15 protein-coding genes are annotated in these 20,060 nt (G+C 35.5%); 9 read left to right on the top strand and 6 right to left on the bottom strand.

Annotated elements, in window-relative coordinates:
* Positions 1 to 94 precede the first annotated feature (94 nt).
* From JNL75_12095 to JNL75_12075, 5 genes are all read left to right on the top strand, one after another.
* A complete protein-coding gene (locus JNL75_12095; protein ID MBL7790561.1) occupies positions 95 to 1,069 on the top strand; it encodes a 2-oxoacid:ferredoxin oxidoreductase subunit beta in 975 nt (324 codons plus the stop codon).
* A 64-nt stretch (positions 1,070 to 1,133) separates the two neighbouring features.
* On the top strand, positions 1,134 to 2,840 hold the full coding sequence (locus JNL75_12090) for an OmpA family protein (protein ID MBL7790560.1): 1,707 nt from the start codon (positions 1,134 to 1,136) through the stop codon (positions 2,838 to 2,840).
* Positions 2,841 to 2,918: 78 nt separating this feature from the next.
* Complete coding sequence (metG, locus tag JNL75_12085; protein MBL7790559.1) at positions 2,919 to 4,961, top strand: methionine--tRNA ligase; 2,043 nt, start codon at positions 2,919 to 2,921, stop codon at positions 4,959 to 4,961.
* A 293-nt stretch (positions 4,962 to 5,254) separates the two neighbouring features.
* Entirely contained in the window at positions 5,255 to 8,029 is a 2,775-nt protein-coding gene (locus tag JNL75_12080) for an outer membrane beta-barrel protein (protein MBL7790558.1), read from the top strand.
* On the top strand, positions 8,013 to 8,735 hold the full coding sequence (locus JNL75_12075; GenBank protein MBL7790557.1) for a GLPGLI family protein: 723 nt from the start codon (positions 8,013 to 8,015) through the stop codon (positions 8,733 to 8,735). Before JNL75_12080 ends, JNL75_12075 begins: the two co-directional genes overlap by 17 nt.
* A 107-nt stretch (positions 8,736 to 8,842) precedes the next feature.
* Here the strand turns inward: JNL75_12075 and JNL75_12070 are convergent, their stop codons facing one another.
* The 3 genes from JNL75_12070 to dcm form a co-directional block, all read right to left on the bottom strand.
* The gene (locus tag JNL75_12070) at positions 8,843 to 9,247 is read right to left on the bottom strand and encodes a hypothetical protein (protein ID MBL7790556.1); all 405 of its coding nucleotides are present in this window, start codon (positions 9,245 to 9,247) and stop codon (positions 8,843 to 8,845) included.
* A gap of 406 nt (positions 9,248 to 9,653) precedes the next feature.
* Entirely contained in the window at positions 9,654 to 10,961 is a 1,308-nt protein-coding gene (locus JNL75_12065; protein MBL7790555.1) for a hypothetical protein, read from the bottom strand.
* Positions 10,948 to 12,159, bottom strand: a complete 1,212-nt coding sequence (gene dcm, locus JNL75_12060; protein ID MBL7790554.1) for a DNA (cytosine-5-)-methyltransferase — start codon at positions 12,157 to 12,159, stop codon at positions 10,948 to 10,950. The genes JNL75_12065 and dcm overlap by 14 nt, the downstream gene beginning before the upstream one ends.
* A gap of 249 nt (positions 12,160 to 12,408) precedes the next feature.
* On the opposite strand from dcm, the gene JNL75_12055 reads away from it, so the two are divergent.
* From JNL75_12055 to JNL75_12040, 4 genes are all read left to right on the top strand, one after another.
* Positions 12,409 to 13,071: a PH domain-containing protein gene (locus JNL75_12055; GenBank protein ID MBL7790553.1), complete on the top strand. Its 663-nt coding sequence runs from the start codon at positions 12,409 to 12,411 to the stop codon at positions 13,069 to 13,071.
* Positions 13,072 to 13,095: 24 nt separating this feature from the next.
* Positions 13,096 to 13,413: a DUF3467 domain-containing protein gene (locus JNL75_12050; protein ID MBL7790552.1), complete on the top strand. Its 318-nt coding sequence runs from the start codon at positions 13,096 to 13,098 to the stop codon at positions 13,411 to 13,413.
* Between the two features lie 70 nt (positions 13,414 to 13,483).
* Positions 13,484 to 15,529: a BatA domain-containing protein gene (locus JNL75_12045; protein ID MBL7790551.1), complete on the top strand. Its 2,046-nt coding sequence runs from the start codon at positions 13,484 to 13,486 to the stop codon at positions 15,527 to 15,529.
* Between the two features lie 10 nt (positions 15,530 to 15,539).
* Positions 15,540 to 16,766, top strand: a complete 1,227-nt coding sequence (locus tag JNL75_12040; protein ID MBL7790550.1) for an ABC transporter permease — start codon at positions 15,540 to 15,542, stop codon at positions 16,764 to 16,766.
* A 21-nt stretch (positions 16,767 to 16,787) separates the two neighbouring features.
* Here JNL75_12040 and JNL75_12035 read toward each other — a convergent pair whose 3' ends face one another.
* Genes JNL75_12035 through JNL75_12025 form a run of 3 tightly spaced genes read right to left on the bottom strand, consistent with a single transcriptional unit; the run spans position 16,788 to position 20,035 of the window.
* Positions 16,788 to 17,768: a DUF4476 domain-containing protein gene (locus tag JNL75_12035; GenBank protein MBL7790549.1), complete on the bottom strand. Its 981-nt coding sequence runs from the start codon at positions 17,766 to 17,768 to the stop codon at positions 16,788 to 16,790.
* A gap of 38 nt (positions 17,769 to 17,806) precedes the next feature.
* Entirely contained in the window at positions 17,807 to 18,967 is a 1,161-nt protein-coding gene (locus JNL75_12030) for a hypothetical protein (protein ID MBL7790548.1), read from the bottom strand.
* A 6-nt stretch (positions 18,968 to 18,973) separates the two neighbouring features.
* Entirely contained in the window at positions 18,974 to 20,035 is a 1,062-nt protein-coding gene (locus JNL75_12025) for a hypothetical protein (protein MBL7790547.1), read from the bottom strand.
* Positions 20,036 to 20,060: the final 25 nt, after the last annotated feature.

Below are 20,060 nucleotides of genomic sequence, written 5' to 3'. Positions count from 1 at the left end.
ACTGCTATGGCAGGTTGTAGTATATTCAAAAAAGGTTGTAATTGCCCAAAGGCTAAAACTTCATTCTATTTAGATAAAACTAAGACAAATTGGAATGTCGTTTAGTACTGCACGTGATTTTAGCAATCAAAATGAAGTAAAGTGGTGCCCAGGATGCGGTGATCATGCTATACTTAAACATTTTCAGTCAGCATTAGCCAAGTCTGGAATTAAGCCAGAGAAAACCGTCGTGGTATCAGGTATTGGGTGTGCATCCAGATTACCTTACTATATGAATACATACGGATTCCACACCATTCATGGTCGTGCTTTGCCTATAGCTACTGGCATTAAGCTATCTAAGCCAGAAATGAATGTGTGGGTTATTACAGGAGATGGAGATGGTTTATCAATAGGCGGGAATCATTTTTTACATCTCTTTAGGAGGGATATTAATCTAAGTGTTTTACTCTTTAATAATCATATCTATGGTTTGACAAAAGGACAATACTCCCCCACTTCGGAGCTAGGTCAGTTTTCAAAATCATCGCCTACAGGGAATGAAGAAAATTCGATCAATGCCTTACATCTTGCTTTGACGGTTGGCTCTGGTTTTGTTTGCAGAACCTTTGATCGCGATGCCACATATATTCAAAAGTATATGGTAGAAGCTCAGGAACATCGGGGCTCCTCGTTAGTTGAGATTTTGCAAAATTGCCCTATTTTTAACGATGGCGTCTTTGATCCCATTATCGATAAAAGAAATCAAGCAGAAAAAATCATTCGATTAGAACATGGACAGCCTATTCTATTTGGAGAAAGCAATGAATGGACTATTATTTATGAAGATTTTGAACTTAAAAAAGTGAGAGTTGATAGCATGGATGCTTCTAAAATTTGGATTCACGACGAATCCTCACTGTCAAAAGCTCAAATGCTCACCCAACTTGGTCATGGAAAATTTTCAGATATGCCCGTAGCTATGGGTATATTGTATAGAAATCCCCAGAAAATAGCATCAAAGTCATATTTAGACTATAATTCTACCCTTGAAAAACTGATAAATCAGGGTAAAATCAAAGAAATGTAAAAAAAAACCTGCTATTTTTAAAAAAACTATAACTTTGTGCTCGTCGTAAAAAATCTATATTTATATGAATAAAAATGTATTGCTTTTAGTTCTTGTTTTCGTAGGCTTTTCATTAAGCGCACAAGAGAAAAAAACAGAAACTACAGCACCTGTAGAGGCAGCTCCGGCTCCAGCTCCAAAGAAGAAAATTTCTTCGAATAATTCTAACGCAAATCCTTGGGAAATAGGAATTTCTGGTGGTTTGAATTACGTTTGGGGTGATGTAAGCTCAAGAGTTAAGTTAGATTTCAACAATTCTACCTTTGGTATCCATGCAAGAAAGGCGTTATCAAACAGTTTTTCTTGGAGATGGCAGTATAATTATGGTACAGCTACTATGGCTGATTTTAGACCACATTACACAGCTGTGGCTAACGGGTGGACTAACAATCCAAATGATAATATGTGGTTTGTTTCCTCTAGGATGTATTCTCATTCCTTATCTTGGGATCAGGTTCTCACTGTAGGAAATGGAGGAATGAAAAAAATGAATCCAAAATGGACAGTTGATCTTTTTGCAGGACCTGCTATATTTTTATATAGAACGAGAATAGATTTTAATCGAAATGCTAGCAATGCATTGTTGAATATTTACAATTCCAATTTGCCAACATTTGATCCTAATAATCCAAACGCTAACGCAAATAACAGCGATCAAAGAGCTAAAAATAGAGTAGGAGAGCAATACGATAACCTGTTCGATGGTGTATATGAGTCTTCAGCCGCCAATAATGGTGGAAAAGCTACCATAGGGGGTTATGTAATTGTTCCAGCAGCAGCATTTGGAGGCAGTATTAATAGAAAAATTACTAATAGATTTAGTGCTTCTTTGGAGCATAGAGTATTCTACGTATTTGATGACTATTTAGATGGAGAGCGTTTTGCTAATTTTAATAATACACAGAGTTTTAGTCAACCATCTTACAGTCAAATGAACGATATGGTTCATCAGACAACCTTAAAGGTAAACTATAACTTAGGAAAAGGAACTCAGGCTCCATTGTATTGGAGAAATCCAAACGAAGAACTTCAGAAAAAGTTAGCAGAGATGAATCCTAGAAAAGAAATCAATGCTGCATTTGCTGATGATGATGGTGATGGAGTTCCTAACATTTTAGATCAAGAGCCGGCTTCTAGAGAAGGTTGTCCTGTAGATACCAAAGGAGTCATGCTAGATAGTGATAAAGATGGTTTAGTAGATTGTGATGATAAAGAGCCATTCTCACCAGCTGGTTATCCAGTAGATAATCAAGGTGTAGCTAAGGTGCCACCTCCGGCTTGTTGTGCAGAACTAGAGAAAAAAGCTGTTCAGCCAGTAAAGCCAGCGGTTAAGCCTGCAGGTGATTGTGCTGAGGTTACATTACCTTCTATTACATTTGAAAAAGATAGATACGGTCTAAATTCGAATAGTGCAGTAGCGCTTCAATCAATTGGAGAAAGAATGCAGAAATGCCCAGATATGAAATTAGTCGTCAATGGTATCAATGACAGAAATAATAAGAATGGTAAGTATAACGAGCAGTTATCTTATAATAGAGCTATGGAAGTAGCTGGTTATCTAGAGGAGCGATTCGGTGTATCAAGAGATAGATTTATTGTGAGATATAATCTAGAAGGTACAGGTGATCAAGATGCTGACAGAGCTGTTATGTTTAGAAACGCTCAAGAAGGTGAAACAGGTGCTAGTAACCCTCCTTCTCCACACCCTGGTTTGAAAGCTGGTAAGAAGTAATTAATTACGTTTAATACGAATATTAAATAGCTCCGAATTGTTCGGAGCTATTTTTTTTATATATTCTATTTTTGTCAAATAATGAAAGAAATAAAAAGATATACTGTCACGGCAGCTTTGCCCTATGTCAATGGACCAAAGCATATCGGTCACCTTGCCGGAGCCTATTTGCCTGCTGATATTTATGTTCGCTATCTTAGATTACAGAAAAGAGATGTTGTATTTATCTGTGGGAGTGATGAGCTGGGCACTGCTATTACTATGCAGGCTTTAAAGGAAAAGGTAAGTCCAAGAGATTTGGTAGATAAATATCATGCCTTATCTCAAAAATGTTTCGATAAATTAGGTATATCATTTGATATTTACCATAGAACAACAGAGAAATTGCATTTCGAAACTGCCCAAGAATTTTTTCTAGATTTTTATAAAAAAGGACTCTTTGAAGAGCGTGTTTCCGAGCAATATTATGATGAAGAAACCAAAAACTTTCTGGCAGATAGATATATTCAAGGCACCTGCCCTAACTGTTCTAGCGATAAAGCATTCGGCGATCAGTGCGAAAGTTGCGGCAAATCTTTAGATCCTATCGATTTAGTAAATCCTATTTCGGTAGTTACTGGCAACAAGCCTATATTGAAAGAAACTAAAAATTGGTATTTCAAATTGGGTGATTATGAACCTTGGCTTAAAGAATGGTTGGTAGAGGGCAAAAAAGGTAGGTGGAAACCGAATACCTATGGACAAGCAAAAAGCTGGATAGATGCTGGATTGCAGGCACGTTCTATGACCCGAGATGGTGACTGGGGAGTACCAGTTCCTATTGAGAATGCGGAAGGTAAAATATTATATGTTTGGTTTGATGCCCCTATAGGTTATATCTCAGCTACCAAACAATGGGCCATGGATAATAACAAAGCCTGGGAGCCTTATTGGAAAAATGAAGATACCAAATTGGTTCATTTTGTAGGTAAAGATAATATTGTATTTCATTGTATTATTTTTCCTATAATGCTAAAAGCATCGGGAGACTATATTTTGCCAGAAGATGTGCCAGCCAATGAGTTTCTAAACCTAGAAGGGCAAAAAATGAGTACAAGCAGACGATGGAGTCTGGAGATGTATGAATATTTAGAAGCCTTTCCAGATAAAATTGATGAACTCCGCTATGCACTAATCTCAAACCTACCAGAGAATAAAGATGCAGATTTTTCATGGAAAGATTTTCAGTTAAAGGTTAATTCAGAACTGGTAGCTATTGTCGGTAATTTGGTCAATCGTATCTTTGTTCTCACACATAAATTTTATGAGGGCAAAGTGCCTCAAGCTTCCGAATGTTCAGAGCTCAAAGAAATTATAAAAGAAAGGAAAGAAAAGGTAGCTGCAGCTATAGAGTCATACTCTTTTCGAGAAGCCTTGGCTGAGGCAGTGTCGTTGGCGCGTCATGGCAATAAAATTTTGACAGAAAAAGAACCATGGAAGGTGGTAAAAACCGATCCAAAAGATGCGGGAATAGTATTATACGATTGTTTTCAAATCATAGCTAATTTTGCCATTTTAATTGAGCCTTTCTTGCCTAATACCGCTAAGGTGTTATGGAATAAACTCAATATGAGTGGAGACCTATGCTGGGATAGAATTGGTGAAAAAGATTTAGTGCCATCAGGACATGAAGTAAAAGAGTCATTTCATTTGTTTTCTAAAATGGAAGATGATGTGATACAAAAACAAATAGATTATTTATATCAAAAAACACACAAAGATATCGTGCAAGAAGAGGTAAAGGAAGAGAAAAAGGAGAATCTTATAAGCTTTGATGATTTCTCCAAAATGGAGATAATAATTGGTACTATTCTCACCGCAGAGAGAGTAGAGGGTACCGATAAATTGATGAAACTTTCTGTGGATATGGGACATGAAGTAAGAACGATTGTTTCAGGAATAGCACATGTATTTCAGGTGGAGGATGTCGTGAATAAACGCGTACAAGTTCTTGCTAATCTAGCTCCGAGAAAAATAAAAGGTATAGAAAGTAAAGGTATGATACTCTTTGCGGATAATGGCGCTGGCTTAGCATTTGTATCTCCGATAGGGGATGTGCCTAATGGAGCAAGTGTGAAATGAAGATATGATGATGTGGAGATTTGAAGATATGATAATGTCCTGATAAATTTTGAAAATCTCGATTTTAAACGTATTTCTCATTTTACTTTCATCTTACTAATAAGCACTTATCGCTAATCCCACAACACTATTTAATATAAATTGGCAGAATTTGACATTATTCTGTCATTGAAATTCAGTTTTTAGCTTTACCTTCGCTGTAGAAAACACATCATGAAATAAGCTTTAAAAATAAGTTTTAAATTTTTACGTTATGTTTTTCAAAATAAGAAACTGGTATTATTTTAAATGAAATGTCTAAAACGAAATTAACATTATTAGCATTGCTGCTATTCATAGGGGGCAAAATTCAAGGTCAATATACCTATCAAACATACGTATACGATAATCTTACGAGTAAACCTATTCAAGGGGCTACCTGCATACTTATTAAAAAATCTAATCGCAAAATGATAGGCTATGCACGAAGTAATGGCTTGGGTGAATTGAAAATTGAAGCTGATACTATGAAGGATACACTCGTAGTCAGAATCTTTCATAAAAAATATGTAGACTATAGTACAGAAATTGTCTATAACAAATTGGCTCGGTATAGAGATACTGCTGCCTTAATTCCTCTAAGTAAAGTGTTGCAAACGGTTATAGTCACTGCCAATAAAGCTATAACTATGAATGGGGATACGGTGACTTACGTAGCAGATAGCTTTAAGCTCCCAGCTGGTTCCAGCACGGAAGACCTCCTCAAGCGACTTCCTGGAATTCAGGTTTCCAAAGATGGTACTATAAAAGCGCAGGGAAAAAAAGTAGAACGCGTCTTAGTTGATGGGGATGATTTTTTCGGTGAAGATGCCTCTGTAGCTACGAAAAATATTGAAGCTAGTATGATAGATAAGGTAGAAGTCATTGATGTCGCTACACGCAAATCAGATGCTACTGGTTCAGATGATGAAAAGATGAAGGTCATCAATCTGAAATTGAAAGACGATGCCAAGAAAGGATATTTCGGGAAACTCGAACAGGGCTATAGTAATACGAATAGATATAATAGTACAGCCATGGCCAATGTATTTCGAGAGAATACGAAACTCGCAGGATTTTTTAGCGCAGATAATATGCGTGCGCGCATGAATTGGCAAGATATGCGCGATATGGGTATAGATAATCAAAGCTGGGTCTATGACGAGGACCTAGATGCCTGGATAGACAAAGGAGGAGATGGAGGTACAGGAAATACCTTGCAAGTAATTCCTCAAAACATAAAAACAGGGGGAAATTTGAATCAAAAATTTAGTGATGGAAGCGGTGTTTTGAAGGCGAGATTTAATCATAATCAGAGCAGTTTTGATGGCGATCAATTGAATAATAGTACGACATTTTTCAATGAAGCTACCCAAGATGTAGAAAATAAAAATTACATCAATGCAAAGAATATTAAGAACTCGGGGTTAATATCTATTGACAAGACCATAGATTCCTTGCAGAAAATACATATAGGCTTTACAGCCAATGTGTCGCAATACGATGGCTTCAATCAAACGGATAATACCATATTTTACGATTCCGTATTAGTCAATAAATCTCTGCGTCGTAATCCTTTTAATAATAGAACGGAATCCTATGAAATCAATGCAGAGTATGAGAGAAAATTTACAAAAAAAGGTAGACTGTTAGGCTTACAAATTGATTATTCAACTAGAGAAACAAGTGGAGATAGAAAGAGTATTATGAATGGCTGGCTTTACAAGTCAAATGGAGATTCTATTGCACAGAGTCAAGATCAGAATACGCAATTATTCAATAAAAATAATAATCTCAAGCTTTCGGCTAGTTATATAGAACCTTTATTTATTAAAGGATTTTATGCAGAATTTGGATTAAACTATGTCTTAGGTAGAAATACCTCTTTCTTCAATACGTTTAATAAAAATATGCTAACCAATGAGTATTCACAGCCTATACTTTCTTTAAGCAACAATTATTACTACAATGTCAATGCGTGGAGTGAGCAGCTAAAATTGAACTACAAGAGCAAAAAAGTTGATTGGTTTGTTGGAGCTAAATTGCATCAGGTTTCGATGACTCAAGAACACCTAGATTCTGGAGAAGTTAATTTAGCAAGAAACTTTAACTACATACTCCCTACAGCTAATATTTCATGGAAGTATAAACGAAATAGCTCCTTGACCTTAAACTTTAGAAAAGGAGTCGTAGCCCCGCGTATTAATCAATTACAACCATTTACGGATAATTCCAATCCACAGTATATCACCACAGGAAACCCTAACTTATCTCCTACGGAGAATTATTCCTTTAGTTTGAGGAATAATTTCTGGTATCCGGTATCGCAAACTAATCTTTGGGCAAATGTGAGCTTTAAACATATTGTCAATGACATCGTAGACTCAACTATTATTTCAGAAAATGGAGCTGTGCAGAATTTCTTTACGCATGTGAATGGAAATAATACCGCAAACTTAAGTATATGGTATGGATTCTTTTTTAAACCGCTGAAAATGCAAATAGATCCTGGTTTCTGGATGAGTTTCAATAATAGAAGTAACTATTTTAATTCTAGATTGATACGCACCAATAATATCAACTCTGGATTTTATCTAGAAATGAGTAAAAGTATTGACAGTTTGTTACAATCTAGCTTAACTCTTAACCTTGATTGGAATCAGGCGCGCTCAGATAATCCCAATTTTCAGAATACAAACAACTTCACCTATCAGATATCAACCAAACAAGAATTGACACTGCCTCTTCAGTTTAAGTTAATTGGTGAATTTGAATATCAAATATTGCCGAGCAATGCGGCTTTTGCCGATAATCAGACTTATATATTGCTAAACGGAAGTCTAGAAAAGAGTTTCTTAAAGGAAAATGCGCTCACACTTCGATTTTCTGCCTATGATATTTTGGGTCAAAATCGGTCTATATGGAGAAGTCTGTATCAGAATACGCGAAGTGAAACCATCAATCAAGCACTCACTCGCTATTTTATGTTGACTATGGTCTATAAATTTAAAAACAAACGAAAACAAGGAAGTAATGAATCAGATTTTTAAATCTTTGACCATCTTGGTCTGCCTCGTATTGGGTACGCGCATTCAAGCTCAGTTTATCAAAAACTATACCGTAACCTATGAGAAAAAAATCAATATGGCCAAGCTTTCGAAATGGTGGCGCAGTGATGATAAAGAGGGGAAATTCTGGAAAGATAATTTTACCTTAAAAACTAATTCTCAGTTTTCCAGCTATGAGCGCGTAGAAAAAGATATCACCGAAGAATCTAACTGGGTATGGGGACATGTATCCTATAGCCAAACGTTTATAGATATCGCTGGCGGTAATCAAATAAGTCAAAAAGAAGTGAGTGAAAAGACTTTTCTCGTTCTAGATTCTATTCCAAAACTTCAATGGCACATGCATGATGAGGTTCGCACTATAGCAGGCTATCCATGTAGAAAGGCTATGGCTAAATTTCGTGATAGTGTCATTATTGTAGCTTATTTTACCGAACAGCTCTATGCACCTATAGGCCCAGAATCCGTCACAGGACTTCCAGGTACCATACTAGGTATGGTCATACCTATGTTTGAAACCACCTGGCTCGCTACTTCAGTAGTATCGCATGAAACCAATCCGCTAACCAGCATCCCCCAGCCTAAAAAAGGCGAGAAAACTGATCTTAAAAAACTAGAAGGCGTTTTGAAATCTACCTATAAGGACTATGACAATGCTTATAAATTAGTGCTGAGGATATTGTTGTAATTCTTTGTGTCGGTTTAGCTAGACTGGTTTTGTCCTCTAACATCTTACAAATTATATAAAAGTTGCCACCCGATCTTTTAGCTGACTTTTAGTTATAAGCTGGCTGGTTAATCGTAGCTCCAACCTTTATCAATTTTAGACACTTTATTTTCTCTGTTATATTCAAGTGTTGATCTATACCATGCATAATCACCACCTTTTGCTTGTTTTTGTTCAGCATTCTTATTTAATTTTCCATCCTGGGTGTATTCAAATGTTTTTGTTGCGGATATAGTGGGTTCGAAATATATAGAATTTGGTTGTCCAATTATATTTTCTACTTCTGTTTTTGACATACCTATTTTTATCAAGTCAAACTTTATTGGAGTATAGTCTTTGGCAAATTCAGTATCTATATGCGGATCTAAAAGGTGATAAGATTCATTATTACTTGCAATGCCTAAAATAAAGGAAAGAATAAAAAATGGAATTGATAAAAGAATTGAAATAATTTTAATATACTTATTCTTCATAAAAAATATGTTCTAATGTTTTCGCCTAAATATCCAATAATATATAGCGCTGGTATTGTTGGAAAGCAAAATTTTACTGATTTAGTAATTCTTGATTTATAATTTCCTTCGTAAATAAAGGAACAAAATAGTGTTGTTACAATAGACAATGAAAGAATTATAATAATCATTCTCGGACTTAACCACCCATTATTTATTGATAGAATAAATGCAATGACATAAAGTATTATTGTTATAAAGAATGTCTTCATTTTCTCAGAAAGCTAAATTACAACGATCGTCGGCTTGGCGCAGTTTAGGATTTAAAAGGACTTCGTTTTTCATAAAGACAAGATAACTTAAAAACACTAACTCTCAAAATATAACTGCAATTCACATCATGCCAAACAGACAGAAATAAGACACCCTATTGATTAGTAGTATCTATTATTTCGTTTTGTTTATATAAGTTTGCTAAATGCTGAGACTTCATCCTAAACTGACTTCTGGGTTTTATTTTTGGTTTTGTTGAAGCATTCTCCATTTTGATTGCGGGGTCGTAATAAATATTACCGATTGATATCTGATTTAGAAAAAGCTGAAAATCTGTCCCAGTTCCTAATAGAATATTATTGCCATACTTATATTGTAATTGGGGCTTTTTTATAGACATTGAAGGCACATAGCAAGCTTGATTGTGTTTTTTATTCCAATGCAACAGCAAAGAAGAAAAACTCCAAGAAGCCGTTTCAACTCCAGAATCATCGACCAATGCAATTCGACCATTTGAGTTTCTAATTCTATTGGTTTCGTTATCAAAACCTATTAATTGTAATTCTAGGGTTGTTGTCTTGTGTCTTATTCCAACTTTATGTATGCCTCCAAAGTTAATTCTATCCTCACGTCCTTTTTTATCGTTATATCCGTATGTTCTTAAGAATGATTCTATCCCTTCTTTTTTATAAAAACCATCTGTTGGTTCAGGAGTAAATAATGTAATAGCTTTTGAATTAATATTTTCGAATTTGTTTACACCAAATTGTTTAACCTCCCAGCCTAAATAATCAGGTTCTGAAATGCCGTTACGAATGATTCCTAATTCTGCCTCTAATGAGTATCCACCGCATTGTGAACTAATACAGGGAACTAGTCCTTCTTTAGTCAAGCTCTTTGATTCAATCCAGCCCTTTCTGTGAATTCTTAATAGCTCTTGTATGAGTTTTTGACGATTGTTTTCAATTTCAGGCAGTTCTATTACTTTGAAAACTCCGTGTGAATTTAAGCTTTCAAGTTTAGTGTATTCAACTGAAACTTCAGAATTAGGGTCAGAAACATATCCTAAAACCTTTCCAGATTCCGTAACGCTAATGAACAATAGCCTATCAGCTAGTCTTTGTGTCATAAGCTCTGAAGGTGGATTTTCACACTTGGATAAAAAACCTGAAAATCTCACTTCAGGATACTTTGGGTATAAAATGAGTTGTGAATTTGGTGCTGGAAAAATATTCCCATCATCAGAAAACCAAGAAAAATTAATTTTTGCTTTGAATCTTTCTTTCTCCCAATCTCCAGCTTCTTCTGTGATAATTTCTGTAATAGGTAGAATATTTAAAATCTCGAAACTTCCACCAAAATAGACCTGATTTTTAGAATTATCGTTTGGGGATAAGTTTTTGACATAGATTTTATTACAACCATTGTCAGAGAATAGATTTTTGAGACTATTTAGATTCATTTAATCTCATTAATTCCTTTACTAAATTCTTACCTACTGCTTGTATTAAAGGCACTACAACTGAATTTCCAAATTGTTTATATGCTTGGTTGTCTGATACAGATATTTGAAAACTATCAGGGAATCCCTGCAATCTTGCACATTCTCTTGGTGTAAGTCTTCTTGGATTTTTGCCTTTTTGTGGTATTAAGATTTCGGCTCCATCCTTATAATATCTTGCACTCATTGTTCTTGAGATACCATCTAAATTAGTTAGCCCATAACCAAACCCATTTCCTTTTTCCTTATGCTTTTTTGCATACTCTTGCAAATAATTCCATAAATGGTCTGACAATGTATACTTTGGATCAATTCTATTTTCTAAAATGTCTTTAATCGCAAAATTTGAGTCTTTAAGTTTTGGAAATTCAAATTTTTCTTTCTTCTTGAAAATTTCATTTCTGAATCCTACAATAATTATTCTTTCTCTATGTTGTGGGACAAAATATTTGCCATCCAATACTTGAAAATGAATGTTATAATTAAGTTCTTTGAGTGTTTCTAAAATAATTTTGAATGTTTTTCCTTTGTCGTGTGAGACAAGATTTTTTACATTTTCAAGCATAAAAGCCTTTGGCTTTTTATGTTTAATAATTCTTGCTACATCAAAAAATAAAGTTCCTTGAGTTTCATCTAAAAAGCCGTGGGCTTTGCCTAGGGCTTTTTTCTTTGATACTCCAGCAATGGAAAAAGGTTGACAAGGAAACCCCGCAAGTAAAATATCGTGGTCAGGAATGTTCTTTTCGTGAATTTTAGTTATATCCCCAAATGGAACTTCGCCAAAATTTGTTTCATAAGTTTGTTTAGAGAATTTATCCCATTCGCTTGTGAAAACACAATTTCCGCCAAGGTTTTGATACGCCAATCTAATGCCACCGATTCCTGCAAATAAATCTATAAACTTGAATGTTGGATTTAAAGTTGGGGGAAATGGGATATCCCATTTTATGGGAAGATAGTATTGAAAATCGGGTTCTGTAACTATTGATAACTCTTTGTGTAAATCTATCAGATAGCTTGTGGCTGTTGGTTTAAAGTGTTTCGAAACTCCGTTATGGTGGTTTTGAAAATAGTGTGTTAAATGGGCTAGATTGTCATTAATCGACTTAATAGGTTCGATTTTTAACTTTGTTTTTATGGTAGAATATTTTACACTCATTTCGGTCGCAATTTACCAAAATTTTATTCAAAATTCCGGTGGAAGTTATTAAGACTTTGTTAATTATTTGACTACAAATCTCTTGAATGACTGTCGCCAAAAGGTGTCGTATTTTCGCGCCTCGTCAGGTGTTCCCACCTGACTTGTAAAAACGCAATCTAGTTTTGTATATTCTAAGTGATTATCTTGACTTTCGAGCAGTCAAAAAGCGATTTTCCCTTACCTTTGTGCTACTAAAGAGTTATCAAAATGCTAGACAATTTCAAGAAGTTTCTAAACGAAGAACAGGACCCCGCAGCGGTGGAGAAGGTGACGGAGAAGCTCCGTGGTATTATTATGAGTGGCGAGACTCTGGAGTATATCGCCGTACAGAAAAAGCCTGCGGTCAATATTTCACCGGACTGTGTAGCCCTGACCAATAAGCGTATCATCTTCTGTCGACCGAAAAATCTTGGGTTTTCCATGGACTTCTCGGATTATGTATGGAAAGATGTCATCGACTGTAAGCTCAAGGAAGAACTTCTCGGCGCAATTTTTTCTATCAATACGATCAAAGGTAGTGATAGTCTCGATTATCTCCCAAAAGCACAAGCACGAAGACTCTATGCCCTAGCACAGGAACAAGAAGAGACGCAGAGAGAGATACGACGTCAGATGGAGCTGGAAGAAAAGCGAGCTGCTTCGGGCAGTATTCAAGTGAATGCTAATCCTATGTCCACCACACCAGAACCAGTTGTACCGCCAGCCCCTATATCTGAGCCTATGATAGAGCCCGTAGCACCTGTGGTAGAAGAAAAGAAAGAAGATGATATCACTTCTGCTTTGCAGAAATTAAAAACCTTATTTGAAAATCAATTGATCTCGCGTGAAGAATACGAAGCGAAAAAAGCCGAAGTATTAAGCAGAATTTAATTATTATTGAAGAAATATTTTACCATGGATGATCCCAATCAGCAGCAAATAGAAATAGATATATCCCAGGATATGGCATATGGAGTATACTCCAATTTGGCCATTATCTCCCATTCTCCTACCGAGTTTGTCACCGACTTTATACAACTCACCCCGAATACGCCCAAGGCCTTTGTGCGCTCGCGTGTCATCATGGCTCCCGAAAATGCGAAGCGTTTTTTACGTGCTTTGCAGGATAATGTGAAACGCTATGAAGATAGTTTCGGCAGAATAAAGGATAGTGATACCCCACCAGTATACCCCAATACCTTCCAGGGTGGCGGTCCTCCTACTTCTGTGTAGTTATTTAAATTTTTGGAGCTGAGTATTTAATCATAACTAAAAACTTTCAACTCAAAACTTAAAACTAACCTTGGTTAATCCTTCATTTTTATGGGCTCTCATTGCATTGGCTATACCTATAATAGTCCATTTATTCAATTTGAGAAAATATAAAAAAGAGTATTTCTCCAATATCAGTCTGCTCAAAACGATCATCAGCGAAACCCAAAAAACATCCAAGCTCAAAAGACTACTGCTACTGGCATCCCGTCTTTTGGCTATGCTGTTCATTATACTTGCTTTTGTACAGCCATTATTTAATACCCAAAAGACAGGGAAGGGCAGTGGACAACCGATTGTGAGTATTTATATTGACAATTCCTATAGTATGGAGTCTCCGGCAGGACAGCTCAAGGCTATAGATGATGCTAAGCAGAAGGCACTGGATATAGTTAAATCGACCGAAAATCAAGGATTGTATCAAATTATTACCAATGATTTTTCTGGTAATCAATTACAGCTCCTTGACTACACGGAGGCTAGGGAGACTATTCGAAATATTGATATTAGTTCGAGTAGAAAAACAGCGAATGAAATATGGGAGAAGCAAATCCTAACTACAAGTTCTAATAGTTCAGATCGTAAAGCTTTTTACTGGTTGAGCGATTTCCAGAATAATCAATTTCAAAAACTCAATCAAATCACAGAATATCCCCTAACCTGCATTCCTATTGTGCATAATGAAAAGAAGAATATATATCTGGATACAGCATATATCCAATCAAGTGTGCTCAAGGCTAATGAAGATATCAAAATCGTCTACCGCATAAGAAAGTCTGCGGATGATGGTACTGATAAATCCCTCGTAACGCTCACAATCAATGACGCTGTGAAAGCGAGAAATGAAGTTCTCTGGGGAAATCAAAATGCGATTACGGATACGCTCATTATAAAATTGGTAGCTCGTGATTGGCAATTTTTAAAACTCAGTATCTCGGATCCATCGATTTCATTCGACAATGATTATTTTTTTACATTCTACCTCTCTCCTAAGCCCTTTATTACACTCATAGGTGGTAGCACAGATCAGCGATATATTACAAATGCACTCAAAGCAGATGACAATTTTGATGTACATAGTTTTAACAACATGGATGTACCTTCTGATGAAGTATTCAATACGAACTTAATTATCCTTAATCAATTGAGCCCATTAGCCAATGGGGATAAAATAAAAGAGTGGCTTCAAACGAATAAGCAAGTAGTTATTTTTCTGCCTCAAACTATGAATAGCTCTGCTTATAGTAGTATCATGAATGAAATCGGACTACCTGCTATTGGAGACTTAAGTGAGCAAGCTGTCCGTATAAAGCAGTTTAATCTGCTAGACCCTGCACTGCAAAATATTTTTACCCAAGTAGATCAGTTAAGTGATTTGCCTAGTTTTTCTTCATTCTATAATCTATCTGGTTTCTCACAGCGCGCTAAGGAAGTTTTGATTTCCTTTGACAATGGTGTACCTTTTTTAATTAAGTATAGTCGTTTAGGAGAAGGTAATATCTATTTGTTCACAGCTAATATCTCATCTTCGAAGTCCAATTTTGTATTTAGTTCGGTTTTTGCTCCGCTGATGTATAAGCTGGGAGCAGCCTCGAGCAGTTATCAATTAAATTCCTATTTTATAGGCTCGGATAATAGCATAACAATACCTTTGGAATCCAAATCTGAAGATAAGGTTTTTAAAATAACTGGAAAAAACCTGAGTATGATACCTCCACAACGAAAATTTGGGAATACTCTTCAATGTCAGTTACACGAATCCATTACAGAAAGCGGTTTTTATAGTTTAGAAAATTCAGAAGGTAAAAAAATATATCAATTAGCACTCAATCATAGGAGAGCAGAGAGTAGTATGGAGTTTTTATTCGCAGATGATATCCAGGCTGCATTAGGTTATAAGAATGTGATCGTAGATAGTGGAGGTGCTAGTTATTTGAATAGCTTGAAAGCATTCACAGGTGTTAATCTTTGGAAACTATGGGTCATATTAGCCATCTTGTTTTTAATTATAGAAATGGCTATAGTTTTGTTTTGGGATAAGTTTTACAACCAATATTTGGAAAAGAAGCAAGGATAAAAAGTCGGCTTTGAGAATTCTATTGTACATAGCAACGCGGTACTTGTTTTTCAAAAACAAAAAACAAGCTATTAATGTATTGAGTCTTATGACTATGTTTGCCATGGCATGTGGCTCAGGAGCATTGATTATTATTCTTTCTACCTTTAATGGTTTTGAAAATTTATCGACAAGTTTACAAGAGAGCTTTCAACCAGATCTTACGATTACGTCGAAAAAAAACAAAGATTTTTCGGTATCAGATGAATTGATAGCAAAATTAGAACGTCTTCAAAACATTGCTGCTATTTCTAAAGTATATGAGGACAAGGTTTACTTAAAGTATATGAAGAAAGATGCATTAGCTACTATGAAGGGTGTAGATGCAAATTTTTTTCAAACCAATGAGGTCAAGGATTATATGGTAGCAGGTGATACTCTACTGGAAAATGCAGAATATAGTTTTGCCTTATTAGGAATGGGTCTTGCTCAAAAGCTCAATATTAATCTCAATAATCAATTTGAACAAATAGAAGTTTATAGTCCAAAAGTGGAGGTAGGTGGCGCTACCATGATAGATAATTTCGAACGTTCATTTGTGACTCCGGGTGGAGTATATAGTGTATATCAGGAATATGATGATAAATATGTATTGGTCCCTCTTTCCTTTATGCATTATTTAAAATCTGCAGATGAACATGAAGTCACGTCGCTCGAACTGAAATTAAAAGAGGCCAAAACTAAATCAACTCAAAGAGAGGTAGCTGCTATCATGGGAGATAACTATAAGGTAAAGACAAAATTGGAACTCAATGAAACCTTTTATCGCATATCGCAAATCGAAAAATTGATTACCTTTTTTATATTAGTTTTTATTCTCGTCATCTTATCCTTCAATTTTATTGGATCGCTTACTATGCATATCATAGAAAAAGAAGAAGATATAAAAATGTTACATTACTTAGGTTTGAAAGCAAATCAGATATTCAAGTTGTATATGATTTATGGTATTATGCAGGGTATGCTTGGCGGTTTTATCGGGCTGTGTATTGGCTTAACGATTTGTGCTATACAGGATTATTTCGGTATTATTAATCTACCAGGCTCAGGTACTTTTGTGGTGCAAGCTTATCCAGTGACCATCTATTGGTTGGACGTCATTTTTATCTTGATTATACTATTCCTTGTTTCAGCTTCGGCTTCTATTTTCCCTGCATTAAGAGCAAAGAAAAGACTAGTGGAAGTTCAGAATGATTGATTGAGCGGTATAAGAATCTATCTAATGCTGACTATCTAGAAACTCATTGAGGCTATCAGCAGAAGACGAAAAGCTAAATGCTTCTGTTAGCTGGAAATAGTTTTTCTTATCAGTGCAAAATTCATAGGCAAATTTCGCATATTCCAGTTTGTTATCTTCAAAGCTAAATATGTCCATTATAGCACGTATTTGTTTTACGGATAAACAATTAACCTTGGTCATTTGTTTAGCTGTTTTCATTTGAGATTCCGCAAATGATTGTTTTTTTACAGAGGCTAGACCTTTTTCAAAATCTGATGAACTCATAGGCAATATACAGCCTTTTGGTGCAGGAGCTGATGTTGCTGGCTGTTCATAAGGGTTGTCTATTTTTGGTTTGGTGTTCGTATTGGTACTTCTAGTTGTAGTAGTAGTGGTTACAGTCGTAGTCGTCGTTTCTGTATTGGCTTGCCCACCAGTCTCCATATTCATCATATCTTTCAATCCTCCTAAGTCCATTTTGATACTAACAGATTCGTCCGATTGCTTCACATTGACATTAGTGCCAGACATATTTAAATTGACATTTTCGCTGGTAGTACCAGTATTTGTCTTTGTTTCTATAGGCATTTCTTTGTCGTGATATTTTACCACACTTTCTCTGGCTGTAGGAGCTACATCTTTCGCCTCGTTATAACTACTCATCTTTAAATCCATTTCTCCTTTTTTATTTTTATAAATCATGTATACGGTATGAAAATATTTCCCATCCATATCCTGTACGAATAAGTTCTTATTAATATCCTTAAGCTCAGCGTTATCAAAAACTATTTTGACTCTATAGTTTGGTCTATCAAGGTCAGTTACTTTCACATTGGCAGCTGCTGCATTATTTTGTCTAATGCCATCGAGAATGACATAGAATAATTCTCCTTCTTGTGAGAAAAATGTTAAGCCAGCTTTTTGAGCTATGAGTGCAGAATATGTACCAAAGAAAAATAAGGTTGAGACTAAAAATTTCATATAATTTGTTTTTGATTGAATATTTTAAAATATAAGAATTATCTAGGAATAGAATTTTGTGTAGAATCAATAGTTTTAGCAGGGAATGAAGGAATAACATATTTCTGAGGAGCTAGCGATATTTGTCTTCCGAAAATATACTTTACATCCAGTCTCTGTTCTTTGAAGCTAGGTATTTCATCTGCTATATCTAATAGCTTATCAGCTAGGTCATCTGCTCTTTTTTTGAAAGTACAGTTTAACTTCGTATAGTTTAAAACGCTTGTAATTTCCATTTCACCGCCAAAGCTGGGGTCTGCCTTCAGTTTATTGCGTAAGTCTCTAAAATCTCTATATGTTCCTGTTTGATAAAATCTCAACTCAAATGGTGTTCCATTATTTAACCAACTACCAATATAGGAAGTTATTGTGCTAAACAAAGATTCAAATTGAGCTTGAATGGCTTTGTCAATAGCGTCACTAGGAGATTTAGAAGCTAGTGGATTTGTAAATGTGAGCGTGCCTAGTCCCTCACCTGTACAATTATCCATTACTTTAACATTGAATGAGTATTTGTCACCTTTAGATATATCAAAAGCCCCTGGTTGACTACTTTTTTTTATATCTCCTATGGTTAGTATGAACTGAGCATCCGCCATGAAACCGAGCTGCTGAGCATAATTAAATTTTTCAGAACTTGTAGATTCCATGAGTGCAATAGCTTCCTTTTTTAAGCTATTAAATCGATCCCTTTCGATGTATCGGCAACCTTTTGAAGCCAGTCTCTCATTTAATTTATTAACGGCTATTTCTAGAAGTTCTATATCGGCTGGGTTCGATACTTTCGGGTCAGATAATACTAGAAACCGCAAACCGCCTATTTGTCTAGCTAGTAATTGAAAGTCGGCCTTTATACTTTCAGTAGTTACCTTAGCTTTTACAGTCACTTCATATCTATCGGGAAATGGAGTCTCCTTGAGAATTTCATAAGTTTGTATATAACCTTTTGTATTAGAGGAGATAGCATCAGATACAATAAGGTAATTTTCAACCTTTGTTTCGGATAAGATTTCTACTCCAGCTGCTTGGGATACTGCATTTCGAAGTGCATCTTGAAGAGCTTTTGTTTTTGTCAGACCTATTCCTTTTGCCTCTGTCTCTATTGACTGAGAAAGTAGTGGAGAAGAAAATAGTATAATGAAAATGATAAAATATCGCACAAGGATTTATTTAAATGGTAAATTAAATAATATTTTGCCTGTCGTCTTTGCTATATTGCCAAGAGTCTGCCAAAACTTACCGCCAACTTTTTTATTTGGTAGTTTAAACTCGCCTTTGCCCGATTGAATAATATCAATGACATTAACGCCTTGTTCATATCCCAGATCTTTCATGATTTCTTTACCCAATTGCAGATACTTTGGAAATTCCCCCGTTTTGGTATTGATTAGTTTAGAGAAATCAAATTGCACATTTCCATTATCGTCTACAATGACTGGAAATAAGGATAAATCTATCATTTTGCCATTAAGATTAAAAACCAACGGCTTATTAGGGTCTAATAAGATGTCAGAACCTGAATTTTGAGGCATTAAGTTTGTTGTATAACCATTTTTTAATTGTGCCTGTGCTATTTCTTTATCGCCGAAAATACTGGCTATACCATTCTTGCTATAGAGAGGCATTCTTACGGTCACTTCTATTATACCATCTTTTTCTATTGCTATTCCTACTTGTTTGGCACCTTTTATTTTACCTTCTACTCTGGTGTAGATATAATCATAAGTGGTAATCATGTCTTCTACCTTAGTTTCACCTACTATTTCTACACCTTTGACTATTTCTAGAAGATTTCTTTGAGCCACAACCATAGCTCCGCGCGTTGCCATGAGTTTTGCTTGTGCCTTATTCTTAAACTTTTCATAATCGATTGCCGTTTGACCTCTGGCTTCTATGTATTGTTGAGACCAGTTGATACTACCATTTGGTTTTTCTACTATAATTTCTTCTGTAAGTGGCTTCTCTTTTTGAATCGTTTGCTCTTGATTACTACTGGACTCGATACTAACTGGTGTCGATATCACTTCGGTAACTAGTTTCAAAGGGTCTTTCGGCCCTTCCACAGAGGCTGGTACAATAGGGGGTGTGCTGATATCTTTTATTACTGTTTGGTTTTCAGTCTTAGAAGTCGATGTAGGAATTCTATCAAGGACTTTCGATTCTGAATTTGATTGAGCACATACTGCAATTTGAAGAAGTAGAATATGTAAAATTAGATAACATTTCATGTGCAAATATTTAGCACAAAGATAG

Source organism: Chitinophagales bacterium, from assembly GCA_016787225.1.
Lineage (GTDB): Bacteria > Bacteroidota > Bacteroidia > Chitinophagales > JADJOU01 > CHPMRC01.
This window is presented reverse-complemented; position numbering and strand designations above follow the sequence as displayed.